The organism is Sphingobacterium sp. Lzh-3, from assembly GCF_046764375.1.
Lineage (GTDB): Bacteria > Bacteroidota > Bacteroidia > Sphingobacteriales > Sphingobacteriaceae > Sphingobacterium.
Map to the genome: position 1 here is coordinate 3,326,833 of NZ_CP177226.1, position 24,145 is coordinate 3,350,977.

Here is a 24,145-nt window from a genome sequence, read left to right on the forward strand (position 1 = left end):
ACCTACTAGGAAGAGGTGCTAAAAACGTTATCTATTTGGCACCTCTTTTCTTATTAATACACTGTTCCCTATCTTTGGAACGAATAAATAATTAAAAAATGAGAAAAAATGTTAGGTTGGTAGCCTGTATTATTGGCTTGATATCTTGCGGATCAATTCCTGTAGCCTTTGCTCAAAATAGCATTCAAAACCAGCAGGGTGCTAAATCTGCGATTGTTGATAAAGCATTGTTGGATAGAATATTGGATAAAAATAGACAGTCATTCAAAGAAGGTAAAGTAGCCGACTATATTCCGGAATTGGGTAAAGCCAACGCATCGTCTATTGCTCTTTCGGTCGTAAATAGTGATGGAACAATTGTTAGTATCGGCGACGTACAGCAAAGATTTACAATTCAGAGTATTTCAAAAATTGTTTCCCTAATAATTGCCGTACTGGAAAATGGCGAGCAAGTTGTTTTTAATAATATGGGATACTATGGCACGGACAAACCATTCAATCATTTTGCGAATTTGGAAACATCGGGTAAACCACTCAATCCAATGATGAACGCTGGCGCCATTTTAACGACATCGCTTATTAAAGGAACAGGTGAGGAACCTTTTCTTAAAATACGCAATATGATTCGTTTTATAACAAATAATGAAAAGATTGATTATAGTAAATCCGTATATAATTCGGAACGGGAGACTGGAAATCGAAACAGAGGTATGTTCTACCTGATGCGCAACAATGGACTCATTGATGGTGAAGGTGAAGATAAACTAAATAATTATTTTAAACAGTGCTCAATTGAGATAACCGCAGAGGATCTGGCTAAAATAGGTTTCTTTTTTGCCAATCACTGTGTGCGCTATGATGGAAATAAGCAATACAATAATCCAAGTCTATCTCAGCTAGTTCAATCGCAAATGCTCATTGCAGGGATGTACGAATTTAGCGGCGAATATGCCAGAACTGTGGGACTTCCAAGTAAATCGGGTGTTGGTGGCGGAATCGCTGTAAGTGTACCGAATAAAATGGGTATAGGGGCCTATAGTCCAGCCTTGGATCAACACGGTAACTCAGTGGCCGCTTATCGCATGATATTAGATTTGGTGAGAGAGAAATCACTAAGCCTCTTTTATTAACCTTAATAAATTCAAGTCAACGATAACATGATACGGACAGAACCAATCATCGCAGTGGATAACGTTCCCAAAAGCTCACAATTCTATCAAAAGCTTTTAGGCTGTACCGGTCAACATGGAGGAGAAACATTTGAAATTCTCACAGATAACGGAACTGTTATTCTCTGTTTACACAAATGGGGTGAACATGATCACCCTACTATGCGGAATCAAATACATGCAGGGAATGGATTCATATTATTCTTTAGAGTAGACAATTTACAGCAAATTTTCGAAAATGCCACTTTGCTAAATGCAGTCATAGAGAAGGATATACATTACAACGAGAATTCTTTGAAGGATCAATTTATCCTACGTGACCCCGATAACTATTACCTGATTGTATCAGCCTAGTCAGATCTATTTGTTTGTCAATCGCGTGCAGGATTGTATTCATCAGTAAAATCTCCGTTCTTAAACCAGTTTAACTTTTGTATTGAATGTTTGATGCAACTTTGTCTTATCAAAATTTAAAACAATGACTACACGATTTAATATTGCAAAAGTAGATGCAACCGCCTATAAGGCGATGATGGGATTGGAAACATATCTCAACGATATTTTTTTAAATCCTATTCAGAAGGAACTCATAAAAATACGTGCTTCACAGATCAATGGCTGCGCCTTTTGTTTAGATATGCACACAAAGGATGCACTGAAGTATGGTGAAACTCCACAACGGATATTTTTATTAAATGCCTGGCGAGAAACCGATCTATTCACCAAGGAAGAGCAGATATTGTTGGAGATGACAGAAGAGATCACTTTAATCCATCATAAGGGATTAACAGAGAGCACTTTTCAAAAAGCAAAAGAGATATTTGGAGAAAAAGAGATTGCTCAGATTATTATGGCGATTATTACCATAAATGCATGGAATAGAATTGGCATCAGCACGCATTTGGAACTATTAAAGTAGTTTTAGGCGCTTTCGCAAAAAAGCCTTTTCCAATATTGGAAAAGGCTTTTTCATTTACAAATAATTTCCTTTTATTTTCCTGTTAAAATCCCAATTATCATTTATCTTTATTAGGAAAACCTATATAAATACATGATTATGAAAATCATAAAAAAAATCCTCATCGTTTTAGCGATCATCATCGCTATCCCCTTAATTACGGCGATCTTCGTTAGTAAAGACTTCTCGGCCCAAAGTGAGATCACGATCGATAAGCCAAAGCAGGAAGTGTTCAACTATGTAAAAATGCTTAAGAACCAAGATAACTTTGGTGTATGGCAGCTTTCAGACCCAGAAATGAAAAAAACTGAACAGGGTGTAGATGGTCAAGTTGGCTATAAATCCAGCTGGGATGGTAAGAAAGTTGGTAAAGGTTCACAGACTATTACAAAAATCGTCGATGGCGAAACGATCGAAACGTCCCTCGATTTCGGCATGGGTGAACCAGCCAAAGGTTATTTTATCCTAAAAGAGATCTCGCCTAATCAAACCTCAGTGACTTGGGGGATTTCAGGAAAATCGCCCTATCCATGGAACTTTATGAACTTATTTATGAATATGAACAAAGATTTCGATCAGGGACTGAAAAATCTGAAAAACAGACTAAAATAGAGACTATACAAAGTAAAAACGGTGATTAAAATAAACTTTACTTTAACCACCGATTCTTATTTTCAAAATGAACAAAATTTATCTTCTGCGCATTAAAATTCGTAGAATGTACCAGAACAGCAACATTATCGATGAAAATAGCTGTAGGGCCGCCCCAACATATTGTTCGTTGCCGTAACTATACTTCAGATTTTGAGTTTGATAGAGTATGCTTCCGGAAGCAAGGCCAATCATTGCAACCGAGAACCATAATCCAAGCTCAAAACCAAAAATAGCACCAGCGACAATTGCCCCCAGGGATAAGAAGCCTCCAATTACCAGGATATTCCTGAGGAATGAAAAATCTTTATTGGATACAAATGCTACGACGGTAAGCCCGGTAAACAATGCCAAAGTCATTATACTTGCTTGATAAATGACACTAATACCTTCCGTCATAAACACCGCCATAAAAATCATTGGCAGAAAGATGATTGCTTCCAGTACAATATAGAAAGCTAGTCCTAGATATTGGGTTTGACGGCTTTGCGAGAGCGTCCATCTTGATGAAAGTGTGGAACCTAACCAAAAACATCCCAATAAAAACAACCAAATAAATTTTCCGCTAACCATCCAAACGATAAAATCATAAGGGATCAATTTGATCAGCAAAGTTTCCAAAACGATAAATGCCAAAATCGAAAGCGCAACATGAAGATAAGTTTTTTTATAAAACACTCCCCTTTCAGCGTCATCATTGATAAGAATGTACTCTTGTGATTCCATAAAACAAATACGATTGATTAAATAAGGATTAAAAATAAGCATTAATTCTATTTCCACAAGAAAGAAGTTTGCACGGGCTTATAAAAAAAGAACCCCGCCTAGCGGGGTCCATTCAAACAAACAACTTATTTCCAGCCTCCTCCCAAATCTTTATAGATATTGACAACAGCATTGAGCTGCTGCTTCTTCGTTTCTATCAATTCAAGTTTCGAATCCAGCACATCGCGTTGTGTCATCAAAACCTCCATGTAGTCTGCCCTCGCTGATTTAAAGAGATCATTTGACACAGACACGGAATTATTCAGAACCTCAACTTCTTTTGTTTTGAAATCGTAGCTGCGCCCTAGGTTTTCAATATTAGAAAGTTGTGTAGAGACTTCTAAGTAAGCATTCAGAATTGTCTTCTCGTAATTATATACAGCCTGTATTTGTTTCGCATTGGCCGTATTAAATTCCGCTTTAAGCCCATTTTTGTTGATCAATGGTGCTGCAAGCTCCCCTATTAGATTATACAAAACTGATTCAGGCATCTTAAATAGATAGGAAGGCTTGAATGCCTGTAAACCCAAAGCGGCCGAAATCTCCAAAGAAGGGTAAAACTCTTTCCTTGCGATCTGTACGTCCAATTTCGCGGCAGCAAGCTCATACTCTGCCTCACGAATATCAGGTCTATTGCTTAGTAATTGGCTCGGTATGCCTGTTTGAACCTTCGCCGGGATCAAATCGACAAAATTGCTTTTGTCGCGTTTGATCTCTTGTGGAAAACGTCCCAACAGAAAATTAATGCGGTTTTCAGTTTCTTTGATCTGCTGCCTCGTCTCAAATTCCATACCTTTGGTTTTCAATACTTCAGCTTCAAACTTTTGAACCGCCAGTTCTGTTACACGAGCAGCCTGCTTCTGCAATCGGATTACCGCAAGTGCATTGTCCTGTAGCTCGATATTCTGTTTGATAATGGCCAACTGATTGTCCAATGCCAATAATTCATAATACGAACGGGCGACCTCGGCAATAAGGCTACTCAAGACAAAATTTTTCCCCTCTACCGTAGCAAGGTAGCGGTTGAGTGCGGCTTGCTCGGAGTCCTTAAGTTTTTTCCAAACGTCGATTTCCCAGCTTGCATACGCACCAATTGTCAAATCTCCTAGTGGATCCGGCATTTCCTTTCCAGGAGCAATTTCTGTGCTGGCATCACCTGCCCCTTGGCTGGTATATCGTCCAACTTTTTCAACACCTCCTCCAGCACGTAAACCAACGGTAGGTTTCAACGCCCCTTTTCGTAAAAGAATATCATTCTTTGCGATTGCCAACTCCTGCAAAGTAACATTCAGTTCCTGATTGTTTTTTAACGCTGTATCTATTAATACAACTAGATTTGGATCAGTAAAAAATTCACGCCACTTAACCGATGCTGAATTTGTTGTGTCAGATTTATCTACGTCTGTAAATTGCTGCGGAACAAATTTATTCTCCTGTATTTGTGTCGCTTTCGGAACCTTACATCCCGTCACTGCTGCTGAAAGCGAAAATGCAATGACCCATTGTATTTTTCTGCGATTAGTCATTATTATCAAGTTCTTCAGTTAATGGATTTTCATCTTCGTGTTTAATAAGCTTACGTCTAGAGGCAATAGTTCCGAAGATATAGTACAAGCCTGGTATCACTAAAATACCGAACACTGTTCCAAACAACATACCTCCCGCTGCTGCCGTACCGATCGTACGGTTCCCTATTGCACCTGGGCCAGACGCCATAACTAAGGGAATCAAGCCTGCGATAAAGGCAAAAGACGTCATCAAGATGGGTCTAAACCTAACTTTTGCACCATCCAAGGCAGCTTCGATAATACTCAATCCTTGCGAATGCCGCTGGGCAGCAAACTCAACAATCAAAACAGCATTTTTACCAAGTAAACCTATGAGCATGACCAAAGCGACCTGTGCATAAATGTTGTTTTCCAATCCCAATAACTTCAATAATAGAAAGGCCCCAAAGATTCCGATTGGTAAAGAAAGCAACACCGCAAAAGGCATAATAAAGCTCTCATATTGAGCGGAAAGTATCAAATAAACGAAACCAAGACAAATTAAGAAGATATAAATTGCCTGATTTCCACGACCTACCTGATCTTTGGAGATACCAGCCCAGTCAATGCCATAGCCTCGAGGTAACGTTTTGGCAGCGACTTCATTAATTACCTGAATTGCTTCACCACTACTGTAACCCGGTGCGGCAGAGCCTGAGATCTCAGATGCCATATACATATTGTGCCGAGTGATCTCAGAAAGACCGTAAACCTTTTCCATATGCATAAATGCTGAAAATGGAACCATTTCGTCTTTTTCATTCTTCACATATAGCTTTAAGATATCTTCCGGCAAAGCCCTGTATTGAGGCAAAGCCTGAACCATAACTTTATATTGGCGGTCATACTTAATGAAGTTCGTTTCGTAATTACTACCAACCAAAGTCGAAAGCGTATTCAGCGCATTATCAATGGTAACACCCTTCTGTTGCGCCAGATCATTGTCTATATGCAACATATACTGCGGAAAACTCGCGCTGTAGAAGGTAAATACAGAAGATAATTCAGGTCTCTTGTTCAGCTCACGTACAAAATCCTTACTTACCGTTTCCATTTTCTTGTAGTCACCAGAACCTGCTTTGTCCAGAAGACGAAGCTCAAACCCACCCGCGGCACCATAGCCCGGTACGGCTGGTGGTTGGAAAAACTCGATAGACGCCCCTGGGATATTTTTGGCAGCGGCCTCTAGTTGCTCAATAATCTCTTGCGAGGATTCTTTACGTTCTTCCCAGCTTTTCAAGTTGATCAAACAAGTACCCGTATTTGCCCCGGTTCCTTCAGTCAGGATTTCATAACCAGCTAACGACGATACCGATTGTACACCATCAATGTTTTCAGCTTCTTTTTGCAATGTCTGGGCCGCTAGATTGGTTCGTTCCAATGTTGATCCTGGCGGCGTTTGAATAATGGCATAAATCATCCCCTGGTCTTCATTGGGGATAAAACCTGCAGGAACAGCATTATTCAAAAAGTAAGCTCCAATACAAAAACCAATTAATACTAAAAATGTAAACACCCGTTTATCCACTATCCCTTTCAACAAGTAAACATATTTGTTGGACATCTTATCAAACAATCTATTGAAGGAATCAAGAAACTTATCGATAATAGATTTCTTTCTTGCCTTGCCATGATTATTCTTCAGCATGATCGCACATAATGCTGGAGTCAGTGTCAATGCCACAACACCCGATAGGATGATAGATGTTGCCATGGTAATGGAAAACTGCCGATAGAATATCCCTACGGGACCAGACATAAAGGCAACGGGGACAAAAACCGCCGCCATGAGGAATGTGATCGCAACAATGGCACCGCTGATTTCATGCATCGCTTTTTTGGTCGCCTTATAGGCCGAAATATGAAGCTCTTCCATTTTGGCATGGACAGCTTCAATAACCACAATCGCATCATCCACAACCACACCAATGGCAAGCACCAATGCAAATAGGGTGATCAAGTTGATGGTAATTCCAAAAAATTGCATGAACAAAAATGATCCCACCAATGAAACCGGCACTGCAATGGTTGGAATCAAGGTCGAGCGCCAATCTCCTAAGAATAGAAAGACGACAATAGCAACAAGCACAAATGCTTCCAATAAAGTATGGACTACCTTTTCCATGGATGCATCCAAAAATTTTGAAACGTCATAACTGATTTCGTAATCCAGTCCTTTAGGAAAAGATGCCTTCAATTCCTTCATTTTGCTTTTAACGTCTTGGATTACCTGAGAAGCATTACTTCCATAGGATTGTTTTAAGACAATGGCTGCGGATGGTTTTCCGTTCAGTGTAGAATAGATATCATACATCGCCGAACCGAATTTGATGTCCGCAACATCTTTTAAGCGTAACATTTCACCATTCTCACCCGCACGTAACACGATATTGCCATAGCCTTCAGTTGTCGTAAAACGTCCTGGGTATTTCAATACATATTCAAAAGATTGGGAGGTCATACCAGATGACTCGCCCGCTTTACCTGGCGAGGCTTCCAAACTCTGTTCTGATAAGGCTTTCATCACCTCTTCTGCAGAAATCTTGTAGGCTGTCATACGATCTGGTTTCAACCAAATACGCATCGCTAATTCGCGCGTTCCAAGAATATTAGCCACCCCAACACCGTCTACACGACGTAATTCGGAGACAATGTTCATGTCCGCATAGTTATACATAAAGTTTCCATCAAGCTCCTTGTCTTTGCTATAGAGATTGATGTACATGAGCATATTGGATTCTTCACGTGTAATCTTCACCCCCTCACGTACCACAATTGGAGGAAGCTTATTCACCACAGAAGCCACACGGTTCTGCACATTTAATGAAGCCTGATTCGGATCTGTTCCTAGGTTGAATACCACCTGGATACTTGCTTCCCCGTCGTTACCGGCATCAGAAGCCATGTATTTCATGCCCGGAACCCCATTTATCGCCCGCTCTAGCGGTATGATAACTGATTTAATCATCAACTCACCATTTGCTCCAGGGTACTCCGCAGTGATATTCACCTTCGGTGGCGATATAGATGGAAATTGTGTTACAGGAAGCTGTACCATAGAAAGCACACCCAAAAACACAATGATCAGTGATATAACGATTGAAAGTACTGGTCTATTTATAAAACGACTAAACATAGTAATTTAAGTGTAAGGGGTCTATTCTGTTTTTAACTTCAAATTTGAAATGGCGTCTTTAGGTTGCACAAAGCTGTAGCTGATTTTATCATCCTCTTTTGCTTTCTGAATACCGTCCAACAAAAATTTATCATCTTTTTGAAGTCCGCTCGTTACCACATACAGATCTGGTAGGGAGTTACCGATTGTGATATGACGAGCTTTTAATTTCCCATCCTTATCGACTACATACACATATTTACGGTCCTGCATTTCGTATGTCGCTTTCTGTGGAATAATTAAAACTTGTTTCAACGGAAAGTTCATCACCACCTTGCCGCTCTCGCCATGTTTTAATAGACGGTTTGGGTTGGGAAATTTCGCTCTAAAAGCAATATTTCCTGTTTCACTGTTAAATTCACTTTCTATGGTCTCTACAAGACCATTTTGAGCAAATAGCTCATTATTGGCAAGTAGCAGGCCCACATGGGTATCCCCGCGTTTACTAACATTAGTTTGATAACTTAAATATTCTGGTTCGGAAACATTGAAATAAACCAACATCTCACTATTATCGGACAGACTTGTCAATAATTCACCTTCATCCACCAAACTTCCCAATTTCAATGGAATCCGATCAATGGTTCCGTCAAAAGGTGCCCTGATTTCTGTAAAGGAGAGATGTAATTTTGCAATCGCTGCCTCGGCTTTGGCTTGCTCAAGCTTCGCTTTAGCCATAGCAAGTTCGTTGGGCGATACAACATTTTTATCAGCTAATGTTTTTGTATTTTGAACTTCAATTTCCGCTACATTAACTTCTGCAGAAGATTTGCGGTATTCGGCCTCATACATCTTCGGCATAATCCGAAAAAGTAGTTGCCCCTTATGGACAAATTGTCCTTCGTCCACGAAAATCTGTTCAAGATAGCCCTTCTCTTGAGCCCGAAGCTCGATATTTCGGAAAGATCTAATCTGGGAGACAAAATCCTTACGGATAGTTGTATCCATTTGTACCGGAGAGGTCGCTGTGAATTTCTCTTTTTCTTCCTTTTCTTCCTTTTTGGAAGTACACCCGATTTGGCATAAGCTAATAGCCAAACTAGCGAGCATAAATACTCTTTTCATTTGTAAGCGTCTAATTAAAAAAATAAGTTTGATTGTTTGTTGTGCTGGTTGGTGAAATAACCTCTACTTTGGTTTATGGCCGTTTCGACTTGTTAATAGATTGTACAAATCGATTACAACGCAATGGAGCATCCCTTAGGATATCCACCAAAGCATATGAAATTTCGAAGGGAATATTTTAAATTCTCCAGTTTTGTTGAAGAACGTATCTTTGAGGGAAAAGATAGGCTATGAAATTGCAAAAAGGAATCTTCTTTGCAAATCGAAAAACAAAAACAAAAAGGACAATTGCAAAAAGCAGCAGCGCAACAAATTGAGACGTTACCTGCAAATCCTTGGTCAATTGAAAATTCTCGGCATCAAACTCCTCTATAACGGGATTATCACTGTGTATATTACCATAAAATAGCGGATCGATGTGATCAACCGATGCATCAATATACTGCTGCATGTCAGCATGATTATGCTGATACATAAAACTGACAGCTGGTCGATCGGATTCAATGAGCACAGCATGGCTATTACTGCTTCTGATAAATAAGAAGCATAGGAAAAGGAATATGGTAATAACCGCTTTCATTGCGGAGCAAATATACTAGCGTACAAATAATTTTAACGATCTTTAACACATTTTAACAAAACAATTACAATCCGCAGATTTCCGCTAGAAAAGTGATAATTGCAAACCCCGTCCATTTGTTCGCAAAGGTTCTGCATCTCCAAAGACTGTCCTGCCTCCATACTTCCAAGAATCCCTCCGTTCCTCCGCTATAATTTGCTGAATATCAAACTGTGGCTGAAAATCTCTTTCGCTATCCAGGACGATCTGGTGCAACTTGTTTATTGATTTTAACTTTTCACCATAACCCAGTTTAGATTTTTCCACACCTTTTTGTAAAATCTGAATGCTCTCATCGTAAATGGTTAATGGAACCGGAAAAGGATGTCCATCTTTTCCGCCATGAGCAAAGGAAAATCGTGCGGGGTCGTTGAACCGTGAAGGCGCTCCATGGATCACCTCACTAACCAGGGCCAATGACTGTAACGTGCGTGGACCAACTCCTTTTAACAGCAGTAGATCTTCAAAATGGCTTGGTTGACTTTCTCGGGCGACGTACAACATCGCTCCCAATCTTTTCAAGTCAACATCTGCAGCACGTACATCGTGATGAGCTGGCATAATAAGTTTAGCGAAATCTTGCATTACTTTACTTGAATCCTCTCTCACTATAGTCATGATACCGGCTCTATTGGCAGCCGCTTCTGCAGCTGTCAAGTTGAGGATTATACCTTGCGAAGGCCCACTGATACCAGCATGAGGTTCTTCAACGAACGATTTGACCTTTTCAGAATGCCAATGGTAGCGACGAGCAGTACCATCTTTTTCATGCATACCTTGCTGGACAACAGACCAATTACCCTGATCTGTTACGATAAAATTATGTAAATACAGTTGGTAACCATCTTGAATGGCTGTGTTATCCACTTTAGCGACAAGCTTACTGCTGCGAATCAATCCGTTGCCATCCAACCCAATTCGATCTGACAACTGAAGTAGTTCCTGTGGAGTCTGCATTGACAACTTGCCTTTCCCCCCACAGATATAAAGCCCCAGCGACTTCGCATCTGGATTAATAGCGCGTTTTAATGCCCCCATAACAGCCGTTGTGATACCTGAAGAATGCCAATCCATCCCAAGAACAGCACCGAAACTCTGAAACCAGAATGGATCCGCCAGTCTTCTTAAAACTTCATCTTTACCATAATCCATGAGGATAACTTCAACTATTGAACGGCCTAGGGAAGCCATTCGTTCGTAAAGCCACGCTGGTACTTTTCCATAATGTAATGGGAGATCTGCAGTGCCGGAACGTTTCATTGTAAACTAAATATATTAGTACAAATCTATCTCTTTTTCATATAAAATAAAAACGGCTAGATAATTTCTAGCCGTTTTTATTTTATAATCAATCTATACACTACACCTGAGCATACAACTTAGGGCTCATCGAAGTAGCGGCACATGTCACAGCTTCCCTATTTACCGGTTAACGCTGACAACAAACCAGCACGGAACGAAGGATCTTTCTCTGAAAATTCAATAGAATGCTTATATGTGTCTACATTAAAGAAGAGCTCCGCTGGAGCAGCTTTTTTATTATCCAAAAATAATTTAAAGCTATAGGCTGTTTTTTTGGACAAGTCAGCATTCACCTTATTGGATGAAAACACATTCGGAAGAATTACATCTTTTGTAAAAGAATCCGTTGTAGGCGTCTGAAATAATTCCCCTAACGCTTTAATTAAATTGTCAGACTGTTGGCCCGATGACGAGATTCTAATTTTACCTTTGGTAAAACCGACGTCATCACTCGGCTGGCCATCTATTATACCTGCGGGTATAAAATCTACAATTTCAAACTTCGCTCCAACAGTATCTTGTTTGTAAAGAGATTTTGTGATATAAATACGACTTGAATCGGTTAAGATCTCATCTGTGATACGTAGAAAAAAGTTCTTCTTTTCCGCGCCCGGTGTACCATTCGTAAATTGTTCGATTTTTACACCTTCAATTTTGTTAACCGTTGTTGTATCACTTCCATCAGTTTTCTTCTGATTGGAATTTCCGCAACTAGCCATCAGCACCGTAGCGGTAGCAAGAAATGCTATAGATTGAATCTTGTACATATTGAATTGTTTGTTATCAGTTATTAATGAATATTGCTCTTATAATATTACCATTATTACTGATAACAAACAACTATTATCAATGTTTTTATTTTATTTCAATAAAGCATCGTATAAAATTTCCACAGGATGATAGGATTTTCTTCCAACACCATCTTTAATCTGATGCCTACAGGAAGTGCCCGCCGCAGCAATTAGCGTATCGGATGATGTTTTACGTATGGTAGGTAACAAAACCAGTTCGGCCACTTTCATCGAAACATCATAATGTTCAGCCTCATAACCAAATGATCCTGCCATACCACAACAGCCCGAAGGAATAGTTTCTACGCTAAAATTCGTCGGGAATGATAGAACCTGTTCTGTCACAGTCACGAGGTGAAAAGCCTTTTGGTAACAGTGACCATGCAGCTTTATCTTTTTTGCTGTTCCAGTAAACTGTTCCGGATGAATACGTCCTGCCTTCATTTCAGTCAACAGAAATTCGTCAATCATCAACGCATTTTTGGCTACTTTTTGTGCGTCAACACGTAAATCATCGTCTACTAAACTCAAATACTCGTCTCTAAATGTAATTATTCCTGAAGGTTCAACGCCTAAAAGTGGCGTATCATCCGTAATTAATCCCTTTAAGAAATGGATATTTTGATTCGCAATCTTCTTTGCTTCTTTCACAAACCCTTTGGAAAGATAAGTCCGTCCACTTTGCACATGTTTTGGAATGACTACTTCATACCCCAATGCCGTCAATAATTTGTATGCTGTAATACCGATCTCTGCATCATTATATTCCGTAAACTCATCCGAAAAAAGATAAACACGACGCTTGGCATCACTTACCACTGCTTGTTTTTTTACCCATTGGGTTAAGGTTGTTCCATTGACGGTTGGCAAGGAACGCTTTGGCGCAAATCCTACTGTTTTTTTGACCATTCCTGACAAGAAATCATTTTTGACCACAAAATTATAAAGAGGTGCTACCCACGATCCGAGTTTCTGAGACTGGGTGAAATTAGCAATTAATTTTGTTCTAAACCCCGCACCATGCTCATCATAATAGTGTTGTAAAAATTCAGCTTTCATTTTAGCAACATCAACGCTGGAAGGGCACTCCGTTTTACAGCCTTTGCAGCTTAAACAGAGATCCATGACCTCTTTGATCTCTTCATGATCGAAACGGTTTTTCTTTGTGGAATTCGTCAAAAACTGACGTAGCATATTTGCCCGTGCCCGTGTTGTATCTTTTTCATCACGTGTAGCCATAAACGACGGACACATTGTTCCACCGGTAATTTCAGTCTTTCGGCAATCTCCCGAACCAGAACACTTCTCCGCCAGCCGAAGGATAGACTCATCTTTGGAGAAATCGAAGTAGGTCTTTATTTTAGTTCGGTTGTTATCGTTATCATAGCGCAAATGAGAATCCATCGGCGGTGTGTTAACAATCTTATTTGCATTAAAAACTCCCTGTGGGTCAAAGATGAATTTGACTTCCTCAAGTAATTTATAAACTTTTTCGCCAAGCACTTTGCCAATAAACTCTCCGCGCAGACGACCATCACCGTGCTCACCACTCAGCGAACCGTTATATTTTAACACAAGATCACTCGTCTTCTCGAGGATTGAACGAAAAGTACGTTTCCCGGCTGCTGTTTTCAGATTTACAAAGGGTTCGATATGCAGCTCTCCCGCTCCTGCATGCGCATAATAAGATGCGTGTACACCCTCTTCTATCAAAAGCTTTTGAATATCCCGCACGTAAGCAGGTAGGTCCTCAGGGGAAACAGCACAATCTTCAATCAAATTTACAGGCTGACTGTCCCCAGGCAAATTACGGATTAAACCAAGGCCCGCTTTGCGTACATCCCAAACTAAATTCGTCTGTTCAATACCGGTAATATAAGGATAGGCATATCCTAAGCCACGAGCAATTAGATCTGCTTTCAATGCCATCGCTTTCGCCTCTGTTTCAGCTGCTGTCTGCCCCCTAAACTCAACAATTAATAAAGCCTGTGGATCGCCCTCAATAAAAAAACGATTATACTTATAGGTTGGATGCCCAACCGTGAAATCCATGATGTATTTGTCTACCAGTTCAGATGCTTCTGGCTTATGCTCCAGGGCAATCACGTTGCCATGCATACACTCTACCATATCTGCAAAATGAACACAGAGTAAACCTAGCTCCTGAGGTGGTAAGGACATCAATTTGAGTTTCGCCTCTGTAACGATCGCCAAAGTTCCCTCGGATCCTGCTAATAAATTACACATATTGAAAGGGGCCGAACGATCAGCAAGAATATCCAATGCATAACCGGTATTTCTTCTTGTGATGGATCGTTTGGGGTAGCCCGCTTCTATGGCACTTAAATGCTGTGGATCTATCAATAATTCATTCATATTACGGTAGATATCCCCCTCACGACCAGCTAATAATAATTTCTTAAAATATGCTGCTTCATCAAGCGCCTCAAAAGTCACTTCAGAACAGTCGTCCAAAAGTACGTTGGCCGAAATCAAATTGTGCCGTGTATCTCCCCAGACAATTGAATGCAAACCCGAAGAGTTATTGCCAATCATTCCACCAACCATGGCACGGCTTGCCGTCGAAGTTTCAGGCCCAAACATCAGTCCGAATGGTTTAAGATAACTATTTAAGTCGTCACGGATCACGCCTGGTTGCACCCGAACCCACTGCTCTTCGACATTAAGTTCAATAATACCGTTAAAATGACGCGAAATATCCATAATAATACCATGGCCTACAACCTGTCCCGCCAAAGAGGTACCGGCAGTACGTGGTATTATTGTTATCCTATGCTGCTGTGCAAAATCAATTAATTTTTTAATGTCATCAATATCAGCTGGTATTGCTACAGCCAACGGCTTTTCCTGATAAACAGACGCATCGGTCGAATAGGCAAGCAACATCGTTTGATCCTTGGTTTCATTGGTATAAAAGAGCTCCCCTTTGAGTTGAGACGCTAATAAGGCTAATTGATTTTGATCTTTCACTTAATCTGCATTTAATGTATGAAACAAATTTAGTCAAATTTATGCATTGGAAAAAGAGATGAATGCAAGAAATGCACAAATCAAAAACAAAAAACGCATAAAAACGCAAAACAGGGTAATTTACCACAAAAGTCAATTTTATTTCGTTCCTTCAAACAATGCGTGTATTTTTGTGGCGCTACATCATTTAGTTAACGATTGATATCTTCCTTATATGCGTAATCTATTCCTTCGCTATACGCTTCATTCTGATTTTATTATATACACCATTCGGGTATTGATTGGCTTCCTTATAGGTTACCCACTCTTTGTATCCTTTCCCCAGTACTCTGTTTCTTGGACACTCATATCGATTATACTGGTCATTTCGCCACAAGAGAATGAATCAAAAAAAATAGCTATCGATCGCGCTAAATCCAATTTTATAGGCTCGGCAATCGGGCTTAGTTTATATTTTGTACCTATTTCACAACTGTACGCCATGATTATCGGCATTGTCGCGTCATTGATTACTTGTAAGCTACTCAACATCATGGCTGTGGCGCGAACATCGATGGTCGCCCTAATTATCGTCTACCTTCATGAACAGCAAAGCCGCTCCTACTTCGCCGCCTTGGATCGCTTTGGTTGTGTCTGTTTAGGTTGTCTGATTGGATTGGGGGTCATCCTGTCTACAAGAAATATTATTCTGAAATTAAGAAAAAGGTATAATTGTTGAATTATACCTTTGGGCGACCTAAAAAGCAATATACTTACTTTCAGCACCATAGCCCAAATGGTTAAGATTTCTTTACAGTAAATTCGAATAAAATTCACATACCACTCCGTTTAATCAGAATAATATTCAGGATAGCATAAATAATTTTGAATATTATACTTTTTTAGCTACCTTTGCAGTCGAAATGACAAAAGTAGAATATAATTTAGACCAAGTCGACTATAAAATCTTGCGCTTAATGCAGGATAATGGACGGATCAACAACGCTGATATCGCAAGAGAATTAGGTATGGCACCATCAGCAATCCTCGAGCGCGTAAAAAAGCTTGAGCAAAAAGATGTGATTTTAAAATATAGTGCTAAGATCAATCCTGCCGCGGTCGATCAAAAACTTTTATCGTTTATTTTTATCAAAGCCAATGATATTATTGGCGAACAGGGTGTAGGGTTGGCACTTGCCGAAATCCCTGAAGTTCAAGAAGTACATGACATTGCAGGTGATGATGGTTATCTTATTAAAGTAAGAACTGCAGATTCTACAGGTTTAGTGGATCTCATGCGAAATACCTTAAGTAAAGTTGAAGGTATTATTTCGACACGGACAACAATTGTACTTCAGACAGTCAAGGAAGATCAGCAGGTTGTGATACCTGAGTAATAGAAAGGAGGTTTAATTATGTTGCAAGGACAAAAAAAGGCAGCTAGCCCATTCATGGTTGTTGTTGCTTATTTCATTATTTATGTGGTATGGGGCTCTACCTTTTTCTTTATAGAAAAAGCATTGCATAGTTTCCCCCCATTTATTTTGGGTTCGTTTCGATTTGTTGCAGCCAGTGCAATCCTAATGACATATTGCGCCATAAAAGGATATAAATTATTTAATAAGCGTTCTATTCAGGAGGCCGCAATCGTAGGTTTTTTATTACTCTTCGTCGATATGGCAGGGGTTATCTGGGCCGAGCAATATGTATCTGGCGGTGTTGCCGCTATTATTGCTGCCGCTGCTGCAATCTGGTTTATATTATTGGACAAACCAAAATGGAAAGAAAACTTTAGCAGCATTAGCACAGTTGCCGGCGTAGCATTAGGTTTCTGTGGTGTTGTGATGCTATTTGCTGAACAGATCATGGCGACCAATGACAATACAGATGGCACCCTTAAGGTGATTGCCTTATCGATTTTAGTATTGGGTTCTATCGCTTGGACTGTAGGTTCATTGATTTCCAAATACTTTAAAAAATCTGAAAAAGAAGAAATAGAGGATCTGCATGTTATGGTGAAGACCGCTTGGCAAATGGTTACCGCAGGTGTCCTCTTTAATATCACAGCGCTTTTTACCGGCGAATATGCATCATTTACACTGCGTAGTGTGGCACCTGTTGACTGGTTTAATTTGGGGTATTTAATTACATTTGGCTCAATTCTTGCTTTTAGCTCTTATATCTGGTTATTGCAGGTGCGTCCAGCAATGGAAGTAAGTACCTATGCGTATGTGAACCCAATTATTGCACTTATTTTAAGTCATTTTTTCACTTCGCACGTGGTAACCTCCCTGCAAATTGTCGGTTTAGCCGTTATTCTATTTTCAGTCTTGTTGATGAACTGGAAAGCGTATCGCACCAAACTGTCGTTGCGCAGCAAAAGGAAAAAGATCATCCAACAAGGTAATAAGCTGGAGAACTTAAAAACAGCAGATTGCCAAATGGATGCCAATACTATTCCTGACACGGAATTAGTTCACTAGGTTGTTATTTTTCTAATTATATGGACAAAGCTTAATGTGTAACAATGTTAAGCTTTTGTTGTTTTTAAAAATTAGCTAACATTGGATAAGATTTGTTCATATATAATTGGCTAACTTTGCAAAGTATTTGGTTAAATTAAAGAGAATGAATATATCGAAGCAAATTGCCTTTATTGGTAGCCTTGGTGTCGCTTCGCTTTTGATGGTTACAGGTTGTACAAAACAGCTCCATCCAACGCAAAAAGATTTCCGACAATATCATATCAATAGCGATATGCAAGCTGATCCTGCAGTCGTATCAATCTACGAGCCCTTCAAGCACAAAATGGAAGCGGAAATGAACCGTGTGATTGGACATGCGGACAAAGCATTGACAAAAGAGAAAACAGCGGAAACATTAATGGGCAACTTTTTTTGTGAAGCCTTTTTGTGGATGAGTGAACATAATGCCCATAACCCTGCGGATTTAGCGTTCGCAACAAAGGGTGGGATTCGAAATGACCTTAAAGCAGGAGATATTACCGTAGGACATATTTTCGAGGTTATGCCCTTTGAGAACACATTGACAATACTCGAACTCAAGGGTAGTCAGATTCGTCAGCTTGCTGACTATATTGCAACAACACATGGTCAACCTATTGCTGGAATGACTTTGACAATTACAGGCAACAAAGTTCAGGACATCAAGATCAAAGGTCAAGCTATTGAAGACGATAAGTTATATAAACTAGTGACCTATGATTATCTTGCCAATGGTGGTGACAACCTTACCCTGTTGACACAACCTGTATCGCGGGCAGACTATCCGCAACGTATGCGTGAAGGTTTGATTGAATATGTGAGTGAATTAACGAAAGAAGGCAAAAAAGTAAATGCAGAATTAGATGGAAGAATTAAAATCAATTAACCGAAGATCGTTTATCAAGCAAGTTGGTGGATTTTCTGCTGCAGTTGCTTTGGGATCACTTCCTTTTCAAGTCGACGCGAAGAGTAAGAAGGTAAAACTTACAATTTTACATACCAACGATGTTCATAGCCGTATTGAACCGTTTCCGATGGACGGCGGTAAATATCAGGGATTGGCTGGTGTTGCGCGCCGAAGTACGCTTATCAATAAAATCCGCAAAGAAGAAGAACATCTTCTATTACTGGATGCAGGCGACATGTTTCAAGGTACCCCCTATTTTAATCTTTTTGGAGGAAAACTTGAACTTGATCTCATGACAAAGCTGGGTTATGATGCCGGGACATTCGGAAATCATGAATTTGACAATGGTCTTAACGGTCTTGTAAAATACCTGGATCACGCTAAATTTCCGTTCTTAACGGCCAATTACGACTTCAAAGGAACTGTATTGGAGGGGAAAACCCAGGATTATACCATATTCCATAAAGGCGGAATAAAAATAGGCGTGTTTGGACTAGGAGTAGATATTGAAGGATTGGTTGACCCCAATAACTTCAAGGGAATGAAATATTTGGATCCTATTGAAGTATCCAACAAGGTGGTCCGCATATTGAAGGAAAAACACAAATGTGATTTGGTCATCTGTTTATCGCATTTGGGTTATCAATATGAAAACGATAAAGTGTCCGATCTGATCCTTGCCGCTAAAACCTCAGATATTGACCTAATTATCGGCGGCCATACCCACACCTTCTTAAATGAACCAACACTGGTTACTAATTTAAAAGGAACGAAGACCGTTGTGAATCAAGTCGGTTTTGCCGGGATTAATCTGGGACGTATTGACTTTATTATGGAACCGGGGTCTGAGAAGAAACAAATGGTCGCAAGTACCTATCAGGTCAATCCTTCAATTCCAGAGTCCATGTTGGCATAATATGATCTAATTCTAATAAATGCCAAGTTGACTAATCAATTTGGCATTTTTTTTACCAATACGACAAGAAGACGTATGAATTAAAAACCTTATACGATCTATACAAGCTGATTCATCATTCAATGAAAAGAATTTTATCGATATACCTCGACTCCTTTAAGGGACTGTCTCAAGCCGCATGGCTACTTGCCATAGTTATGCTCATCAATAGAATGGGAAGTATGGTGATTCCCTTTCTTGGTCTCTACATGACCCAGGTTCTACATTTTGACATTAAACAGGTCGGTGTGGTATTGATGAGTTATGGATTCGGCTCCGTTTGTGGTTCCTATATAGGTGGCTGGCTGACTGATCGGATTGGTAGTTTCAAGGTTCAGTTCGGAAGTCTCGTATTGGCCGCTCCTTTATTCTTACTGATTCCACATTTCAAAGAGGTGCAGTCGTTATCCATCATGATTTTTACGTTGAGCTTAATCTTTGATGCCTTTAGACCTGCAAACTCGGTGTCAGTGGCGAGTTACGCTAAACCAGAAAATATCACGCGCGCTTTTTCATTGAATCGCCTAGCCATAAATTTGGGGTTTTCAATCGGCCCAGCGGTTGCTGGCTTTTTGGCCACCATCTCATTCAATTGGATCTTTTATGGAAATTCTTTTGCCGTCCTTTGCGCTGCAGTGATTTTCTTTGTCTTTTTTCATAAGCGAGAAAAAAGAAGCGAAATCAAATCAAAAAAAGAGATTATTCCTGAAAACGGATTGCCTCAAAAAGGACGAAATCCTTATACGGACGTGCCTTTTGTCTTATTCAATATCTTTTGTTGTATTTTCTCATTTTGTTTCTTTCAGCTGATTACGACTTTACCCCTTTTCTACCGTGAGGTTCATCATTTGAACGACCACCAAATCGGATTTCTACTCGGTTGGAGTGGTTTCGTTATCGTATTGCTGGAGATGTTTATCGTCCATATCGCTGAAAAAAGATTCTCGTTAATTAGCACGCTCGTCTTTGGAACATTTTTATGTGCCAGCTCTTATGCCATGCTAAATTTTACAGGCGGGCTGGGTTGGTTATATTTCACATTCTTTATTTTTGGTCTCGGCGAAATGCTGACATTGCCCTTTATGGCAACGGTTTCTGTTAACCGCTCGACACCCAAAACACAAGGAGCATACATGGGCTTCAATTCCCTTGCTTTTTCAGCTGCAAATATATTTTCACCACTTTTAGGGACAAGCATAGTTGACTCCTTTGGTTTTACAACACTATGGTGGGCAACTGCATTGACTTTATCTGCAACGGCAATCGGGTTCTATTTAGTTCTGAAATGGATGAAATAGTATAAACTAAATAAACAAAAAGCGGGTGTATTTAAAATTAAATGCACCCGCTTTTTGTAAAATGATTGATAACTACCAAATTTTGATACGCTTATCGACCGGAACAAACATTTTGTCGCCGTTCTTTGTATCCCAAGCTTTATGGAAAGCATCTAGGTTAATGATCGGCGCAAAAGCACGGTACTGTGCCGGAGAATGTGGATCAGTTTTCACTTGATTGACCACAAACTCGTCTGTTGTCTTCGTTCTCCATATGGTAGCCCAGGAAAGGAAAAAGCGCTGGTCCTGCGTAAAACCATCTATTAATCCAGGATTTCCCTTATCTTTCAGATAGAGTTGCAATGCATCAAAAGCAACTGATGAGCCTCCCAAATCCCCTATATTCTCCCCCAATGTAAAGCGACCGTTCACAAAAACGCCCGGTACAGGTTCATAGGATTCAAATTGACGTACCAAAGCATCAGCCGCTGCTTCAAATTTCGCCTTATCACTGTCGCTCCACCAGTTGTTCAGGTTTCCGTTTCCATCGTATTTCGCACCCTGGTCGTCAAATCCATGCGAAAGTTCATGACCAATTACCGCACCGATACCACCAAAATTAACTGCAGCATCAGCCTTATAATCATAGAATGGCGGCTGGAGAATAGCTGCCGGAAAGACAATCTCGTTAAACAATGGGCTATAATAAGCGTTTACAGTCTGCGGAGTCATCCCCCATTCAGACTTGTCTACTGGCTTATCTTGTTTCGCCAAATTTTGGAAAAATGCCCATTTACTCGAAGCCAATACATTTTCATACAACGATGTACCAACATCAAGTTTGCTATAATCTTTCCATTTATCCGGATAGCCAATTTTAACTTTAAACTTAGCCAGTTTGTCCAATGCCTTTACTTTCGTTTCATCCGACATCCAGGTCAATCCCTTGATATGCTGCCCGAAAGCTTTAACGAGATAGCTTACAAGTTCTTCAGCTTCGGCTTTGGCCTTCGGAGGGAAGTTTTCTTTCACATATAATTTCCCTAATAATTCTCCTGCGATCGAATTGACAAATTCCACACCACGCTTATCTAAAGCACGCTGCTCCTTTTGTCCTTTTAACTTACGACCCCAGAAGTCAAAATACAGATCATTAAGCTCCTGTGTAGTATATGACGCTGCATTATTTAAAATATGAAATGTCAATATCTCTTTGATTAGCGGTAGATTTTCTGGATTGAAAACTCGATCCAAATTCTCATAATACTTTATTTCCGGCACAATCACAGTATCAGCCTTAAAACCGACATCCTTTAGGTACTTTGCAATATCCACGTTTTTCACCATCTTTTTTAGATCTGCTACAGCGATCGGATTATATCGACCATTAGCATCACGTGATTGCTCAACAGTTTTAAGGTTTGCGGCCATTTGCTTTTCAAAAGCAACAATTTTTGGACCTTTTAAATCCTTCGTAACTTGGCCAGATTTAGCATAAAGTGCAGAAATATAATTTGAATAGTCAGTTAAGGTTTCTTCGTTCTTCTTGTCTTTTACTTGATAATATGAACGTCCTAAACCTAGACTTCCGCCACCAAGGTATACCGTATTGACATCGGAATTTTTAAGATGTGCATATACATAGCCACTAAAAAAAGGATTTCCACCACTGGGTGCTACCTCAACAAGATATTTATATAAATCATCGAAATTCTTAATGGCTGCAATTTTAGTGAGATAAGGTTTAACAGGCGCTAAACCAAGTTTATTACGTGTTTTCATATCCACAAATGATTTATACAAATCACCTATCTTCTGATTGTCTGTACCCTTTTGGAACTGTCCAGATAATGATTCTTGCAAAACCTTCAAAGTAGCAATATCGGTATTTTCACGCAATTCGTCAAAAGAACCCCAACGTGCTTTATCAGAAGGTATTTTGACCGTTTTCATCCATTTCCCGTTCACAAAATTATAAAAGTCATCTTGCGGACGAACACTCTTATCCATGTAACTCACATTAATTGCATTGTTTTGCGCATGGCTTGCCAACGAGCCGCAGGCTAACAAGGCTGCTAAAAGTAGATTTTTCTTCATATAAAAATTTAGTTTGTTTATCGCTATACACAAACTTAAGAAAAGTTCTTCTATTGTTGATGCAACAAATATGGTTCTAATGACAACCAAAATTAAGAAACATAGCTGGGTCTATGCTTTATTGCGGGTTGATTTACGTAGTACAAGGATAAAAATCAGTAAGAACAAGGCAATACCTGCGATCCAGACCCACGGATTAGCAAACCATAAAGTACCATTCGCTTCTTTGAGTTTTTGATCTTCCTCTAGCGTAACCTGTGCTTTCAATAAAAAAAATGAAAGAACAGAACAAACTAGTAAAGCAGTCTTTTTCATATTTAATCACTTAACATGAATAGAATGCTTTTTTAGCCGTTTTTGTTTGAAATGAATTAAATTATCCTTGTTTGATTTCGCCTAAGTAAACCACATCTTTCAGATCAAAAGGAGTTTCTTGATACACGAAGTAATTCAACCAGTTATTGAAAAGCAGGTTCGCATGGCTTGTCCAGCGCACTAAAGGACGATTTTCGGGATTGTCATCGACATAATAATTTGCAGGCATAGCAATCTCCTGCCCTTTTTCCAAGTCTCTTTTATACTCTTCGTCCAATGTAAAAGGAGCATATTCTGAATGTCCCGTCAAATAAAATTCTCGTCCACCTCGTGAAGAAACAATAGCAATACCTGCTTCCGGCGATTCCGAAAGAATTTCCAAACCCTCTTTCACCAGGAGATCATCCTTCTCAATGGTCGTATGGCGGCTGTGCGGTATAAAGAACTCATCATCAAATCCACGGAATAGCGGATGTCTTTTGTTTAACGTAGTATGCTTAAATACACCAAAAAGCTTTTCCCCTAAAGGCTTTTTCTCTACACCATAGAAATGATACAATGCAGCTTGAGACGCCCAACAGATATACAAACTTGATGTTACATGGGTTCGTGCCCAATCGAAGATGGTCTGAATTTCTGCCCAGTAGGTCACTTCCTCGAAAGCAACCATTTCAACTGGAGCTCCCGTAATAATCATTCCGTCGTAGAAATTCTCCTTAACCTCAGTCAAGCTCTTATAAAACATCTCCAAATGCTCTTCGGGGGTGTTCTTTGAAACATGCGTTTCAAGTCGCAAAAATTCCATTTCCACCTGCAAAGGATTATTCGACAGCAAACGAATAAAATCTGTCTCTGTCGTAATTTTAAGCGGCATCAAGTTCAGTACTAAAACGCGAAGCGGTCTAATGTCCTGCTCATTTGCTCTTAAATCACTCATGACAAATATATTCTCCTTTTTCAACAGCTCAATGGCAGGAAGGTTATTAGGAAGTTTGACCGGCATAGATAATTTCTCCTTATACAATTAGCATGCAAAATTAGCAAGAAAATGCCATAAATGCTAAATGAAACATAAATT

21 protein-coding genes are annotated in these 24,145 nt (G+C 39.7%); 10 read left to right on the forward strand and 11 right to left on the reverse strand.

Translation table 11 applies throughout. The features are described from left to right. The first annotated feature begins 98 nt into the window (after window positions 1-98). The 4 genes from glsA (at window position 99) to ACLCDV_RS13985 (ending at window position 2,739) form a co-directional block, all read left to right on the forward strand. Window positions 99-1,130, forward strand: a complete 1,032-nt coding sequence (gene glsA, locus ACLCDV_RS13970) for a glutaminase A (RefSeq protein ID WP_411971441.1) — start codon at window positions 99-101, stop codon at window positions 1,128-1,130. 27 nt (window positions 1,131-1,157) lie between these two features. Next, window positions 1,158-1,523 carry a VOC family protein gene (locus tag ACLCDV_RS13975; RefSeq protein WP_333627579.1) on the forward strand — a complete coding sequence of 122 codons (366 nt, stop codon included), beginning with the start codon at window positions 1,158-1,160 and terminating at the stop codon, window positions 1,521-1,523. A gap of 124 nt (window positions 1,524-1,647) precedes the next feature. Continuing rightward, window positions 1,648-2,088, forward strand: a complete 441-nt coding sequence (locus tag ACLCDV_RS13980; protein WP_336836279.1) for a carboxymuconolactone decarboxylase family protein — start codon at window positions 1,648-1,650, stop codon at window positions 2,086-2,088. A 138-nt stretch (window positions 2,089-2,226) separates the two neighbouring features. Continuing rightward, window positions 2,227-2,739 (forward strand): SRPBCC family protein, encoded by a 513-nt coding sequence (locus ACLCDV_RS13985; protein WP_088163555.1) that lies wholly within the window; start codon window positions 2,227-2,229, stop codon window positions 2,737-2,739. Between the two features lie 78 nt (window positions 2,740-2,817). Here ACLCDV_RS13985 and ACLCDV_RS13990 read toward each other — a convergent pair whose 3' ends face one another. The 8 genes from ACLCDV_RS13990 to ACLCDV_RS14025 form a co-directional block, all read right to left on the reverse strand. Continuing rightward, on the reverse strand, window positions 2,818-3,561 hold the full coding sequence (locus tag ACLCDV_RS13990; RefSeq protein WP_317666439.1) for a Bax inhibitor-1 family protein: 744 nt from the start codon (window positions 3,559-3,561) through the stop codon (window positions 2,818-2,820). A 68-nt stretch (window positions 3,562-3,629) separates the two neighbouring features. Beyond that, window positions 3,630-5,069: a TolC family protein gene (locus ACLCDV_RS13995; RefSeq protein WP_411971442.1), complete on the reverse strand. Its 1,440-nt coding sequence runs from the start codon at window positions 5,067-5,069 to the stop codon at window positions 3,630-3,632. After that, entirely contained in the window at window positions 5,062-8,226 is a 3,165-nt protein-coding gene (locus tag ACLCDV_RS14000) for an efflux RND transporter permease subunit (RefSeq protein WP_411971443.1), read from the reverse strand. The genes ACLCDV_RS13995 and ACLCDV_RS14000 overlap by 8 nt, the downstream gene beginning before the upstream one ends. A gap of 21 nt (window positions 8,227-8,247) precedes the next feature. Then, entirely contained in the window at window positions 8,248-9,330 is a 1,083-nt protein-coding gene (locus tag ACLCDV_RS14005; RefSeq protein ID WP_145326753.1) for an efflux RND transporter periplasmic adaptor subunit, read from the reverse strand. Between the two features lie 178 nt (window positions 9,331-9,508). Beyond that, a complete protein-coding gene (locus ACLCDV_RS14010; protein ID WP_336836272.1) occupies window positions 9,509-9,910 on the reverse strand; it encodes a hypothetical protein in 402 nt (133 codons plus the stop codon). An 84-nt stretch (window positions 9,911-9,994) separates the two neighbouring features. Then, window positions 9,995-11,209, reverse strand: coding sequence for a DUF763 domain-containing protein (locus ACLCDV_RS14015; protein WP_411971444.1), 1,215 nt, complete (start codon window positions 11,207-11,209; stop codon window positions 9,995-9,997). A 158-nt stretch (window positions 11,210-11,367) separates the two neighbouring features. Next, the gene (locus ACLCDV_RS14020) at window positions 11,368-12,018 is read right to left on the reverse strand and encodes a hypothetical protein (RefSeq protein ID WP_336836267.1); all 651 of its coding nucleotides are present in this window, start codon (window positions 12,016-12,018) and stop codon (window positions 11,368-11,370) included. Between the two features lie 93 nt (window positions 12,019-12,111). Continuing rightward, window positions 12,112-15,033, reverse strand: a complete 2,922-nt coding sequence (locus ACLCDV_RS14025; protein WP_411971445.1) for an FAD-binding and (Fe-S)-binding domain-containing protein — start codon at window positions 15,031-15,033, stop codon at window positions 12,112-12,114. A gap of 214 nt (window positions 15,034-15,247) precedes the next feature. Between ACLCDV_RS14025 and ACLCDV_RS14030 the strand changes: the two genes are divergently transcribed. The 6 genes from ACLCDV_RS14030 (at window position 15,248) to ACLCDV_RS14055 (ending at window position 20,676) form a co-directional block, all read left to right on the forward strand. Further along, entirely contained in the window at window positions 15,248-15,751 is a 504-nt protein-coding gene (locus ACLCDV_RS14030; RefSeq protein ID WP_075992664.1) for an FUSC family protein, read from the forward strand. Between the two features lie 184 nt (window positions 15,752-15,935). After that, window positions 15,936-16,409 carry an Lrp/AsnC family transcriptional regulator gene (locus ACLCDV_RS14035; protein ID WP_046673335.1) on the forward strand — a complete coding sequence of 158 codons (474 nt, stop codon included), beginning with the start codon at window positions 15,936-15,938 and terminating at the stop codon, window positions 16,407-16,409. An 18-nt stretch (window positions 16,410-16,427) separates the two neighbouring features. Continuing rightward, a complete protein-coding gene (locus tag ACLCDV_RS14040; RefSeq protein ID WP_411971446.1) occupies window positions 16,428-17,495 on the forward strand; it encodes an EamA family transporter in 1,068 nt (355 codons plus the stop codon). A gap of 145 nt (window positions 17,496-17,640) precedes the next feature. Next, the gene (locus ACLCDV_RS14045; protein ID WP_411971447.1) at window positions 17,641-18,402 is read left to right on the forward strand and encodes a 5'-nucleotidase C-terminal domain-containing protein; all 762 of its coding nucleotides are present in this window, start codon (window positions 17,641-17,643) and stop codon (window positions 18,400-18,402) included. Beyond that, window positions 18,380-19,339, forward strand: coding sequence for a bifunctional metallophosphatase/5'-nucleotidase (locus tag ACLCDV_RS14050; RefSeq protein ID WP_120334364.1), 960 nt, complete (start codon window positions 18,380-18,382; stop codon window positions 19,337-19,339). The genes ACLCDV_RS14045 and ACLCDV_RS14050 overlap by 23 nt, the downstream gene beginning before the upstream one ends. Before the next feature lie 122 nt (window positions 19,340-19,461). Further along, window positions 19,462-20,676 (forward strand): MFS transporter, encoded by a 1,215-nt coding sequence (locus tag ACLCDV_RS14055; protein WP_411971448.1) that lies wholly within the window; start codon window positions 19,462-19,464, stop codon window positions 20,674-20,676. A 72-nt stretch (window positions 20,677-20,748) separates the two neighbouring features. On the opposite strand, the gene ACLCDV_RS14060 is transcribed toward ACLCDV_RS14055, so the two are convergent. From ACLCDV_RS14060 to metA, 3 genes are all read right to left on the reverse strand, one after another. Continuing rightward, a complete protein-coding gene (locus ACLCDV_RS14060; RefSeq protein ID WP_411971449.1) occupies window positions 20,749-22,752 on the reverse strand; it encodes a M13 family metallopeptidase in 2,004 nt (667 codons plus the stop codon). 111 nt (window positions 22,753-22,863) lie between these two features. Then, window positions 22,864-23,067 carry a hypothetical protein gene (locus tag ACLCDV_RS14065; protein ID WP_411971450.1) on the reverse strand — a complete coding sequence of 68 codons (204 nt, stop codon included), beginning with the start codon at window positions 23,065-23,067 and terminating at the stop codon, window positions 22,864-22,866. A 61-nt stretch (window positions 23,068-23,128) separates the two neighbouring features. Further along, on the reverse strand, window positions 23,129-24,070 hold the full coding sequence (gene metA, locus ACLCDV_RS14070) for a homoserine O-acetyltransferase MetA (RefSeq protein ID WP_201668339.1): 942 nt from the start codon (window positions 24,068-24,070) through the stop codon (window positions 23,129-23,131). Window positions 24,071-24,145: the final 75 nt, after the last annotated feature.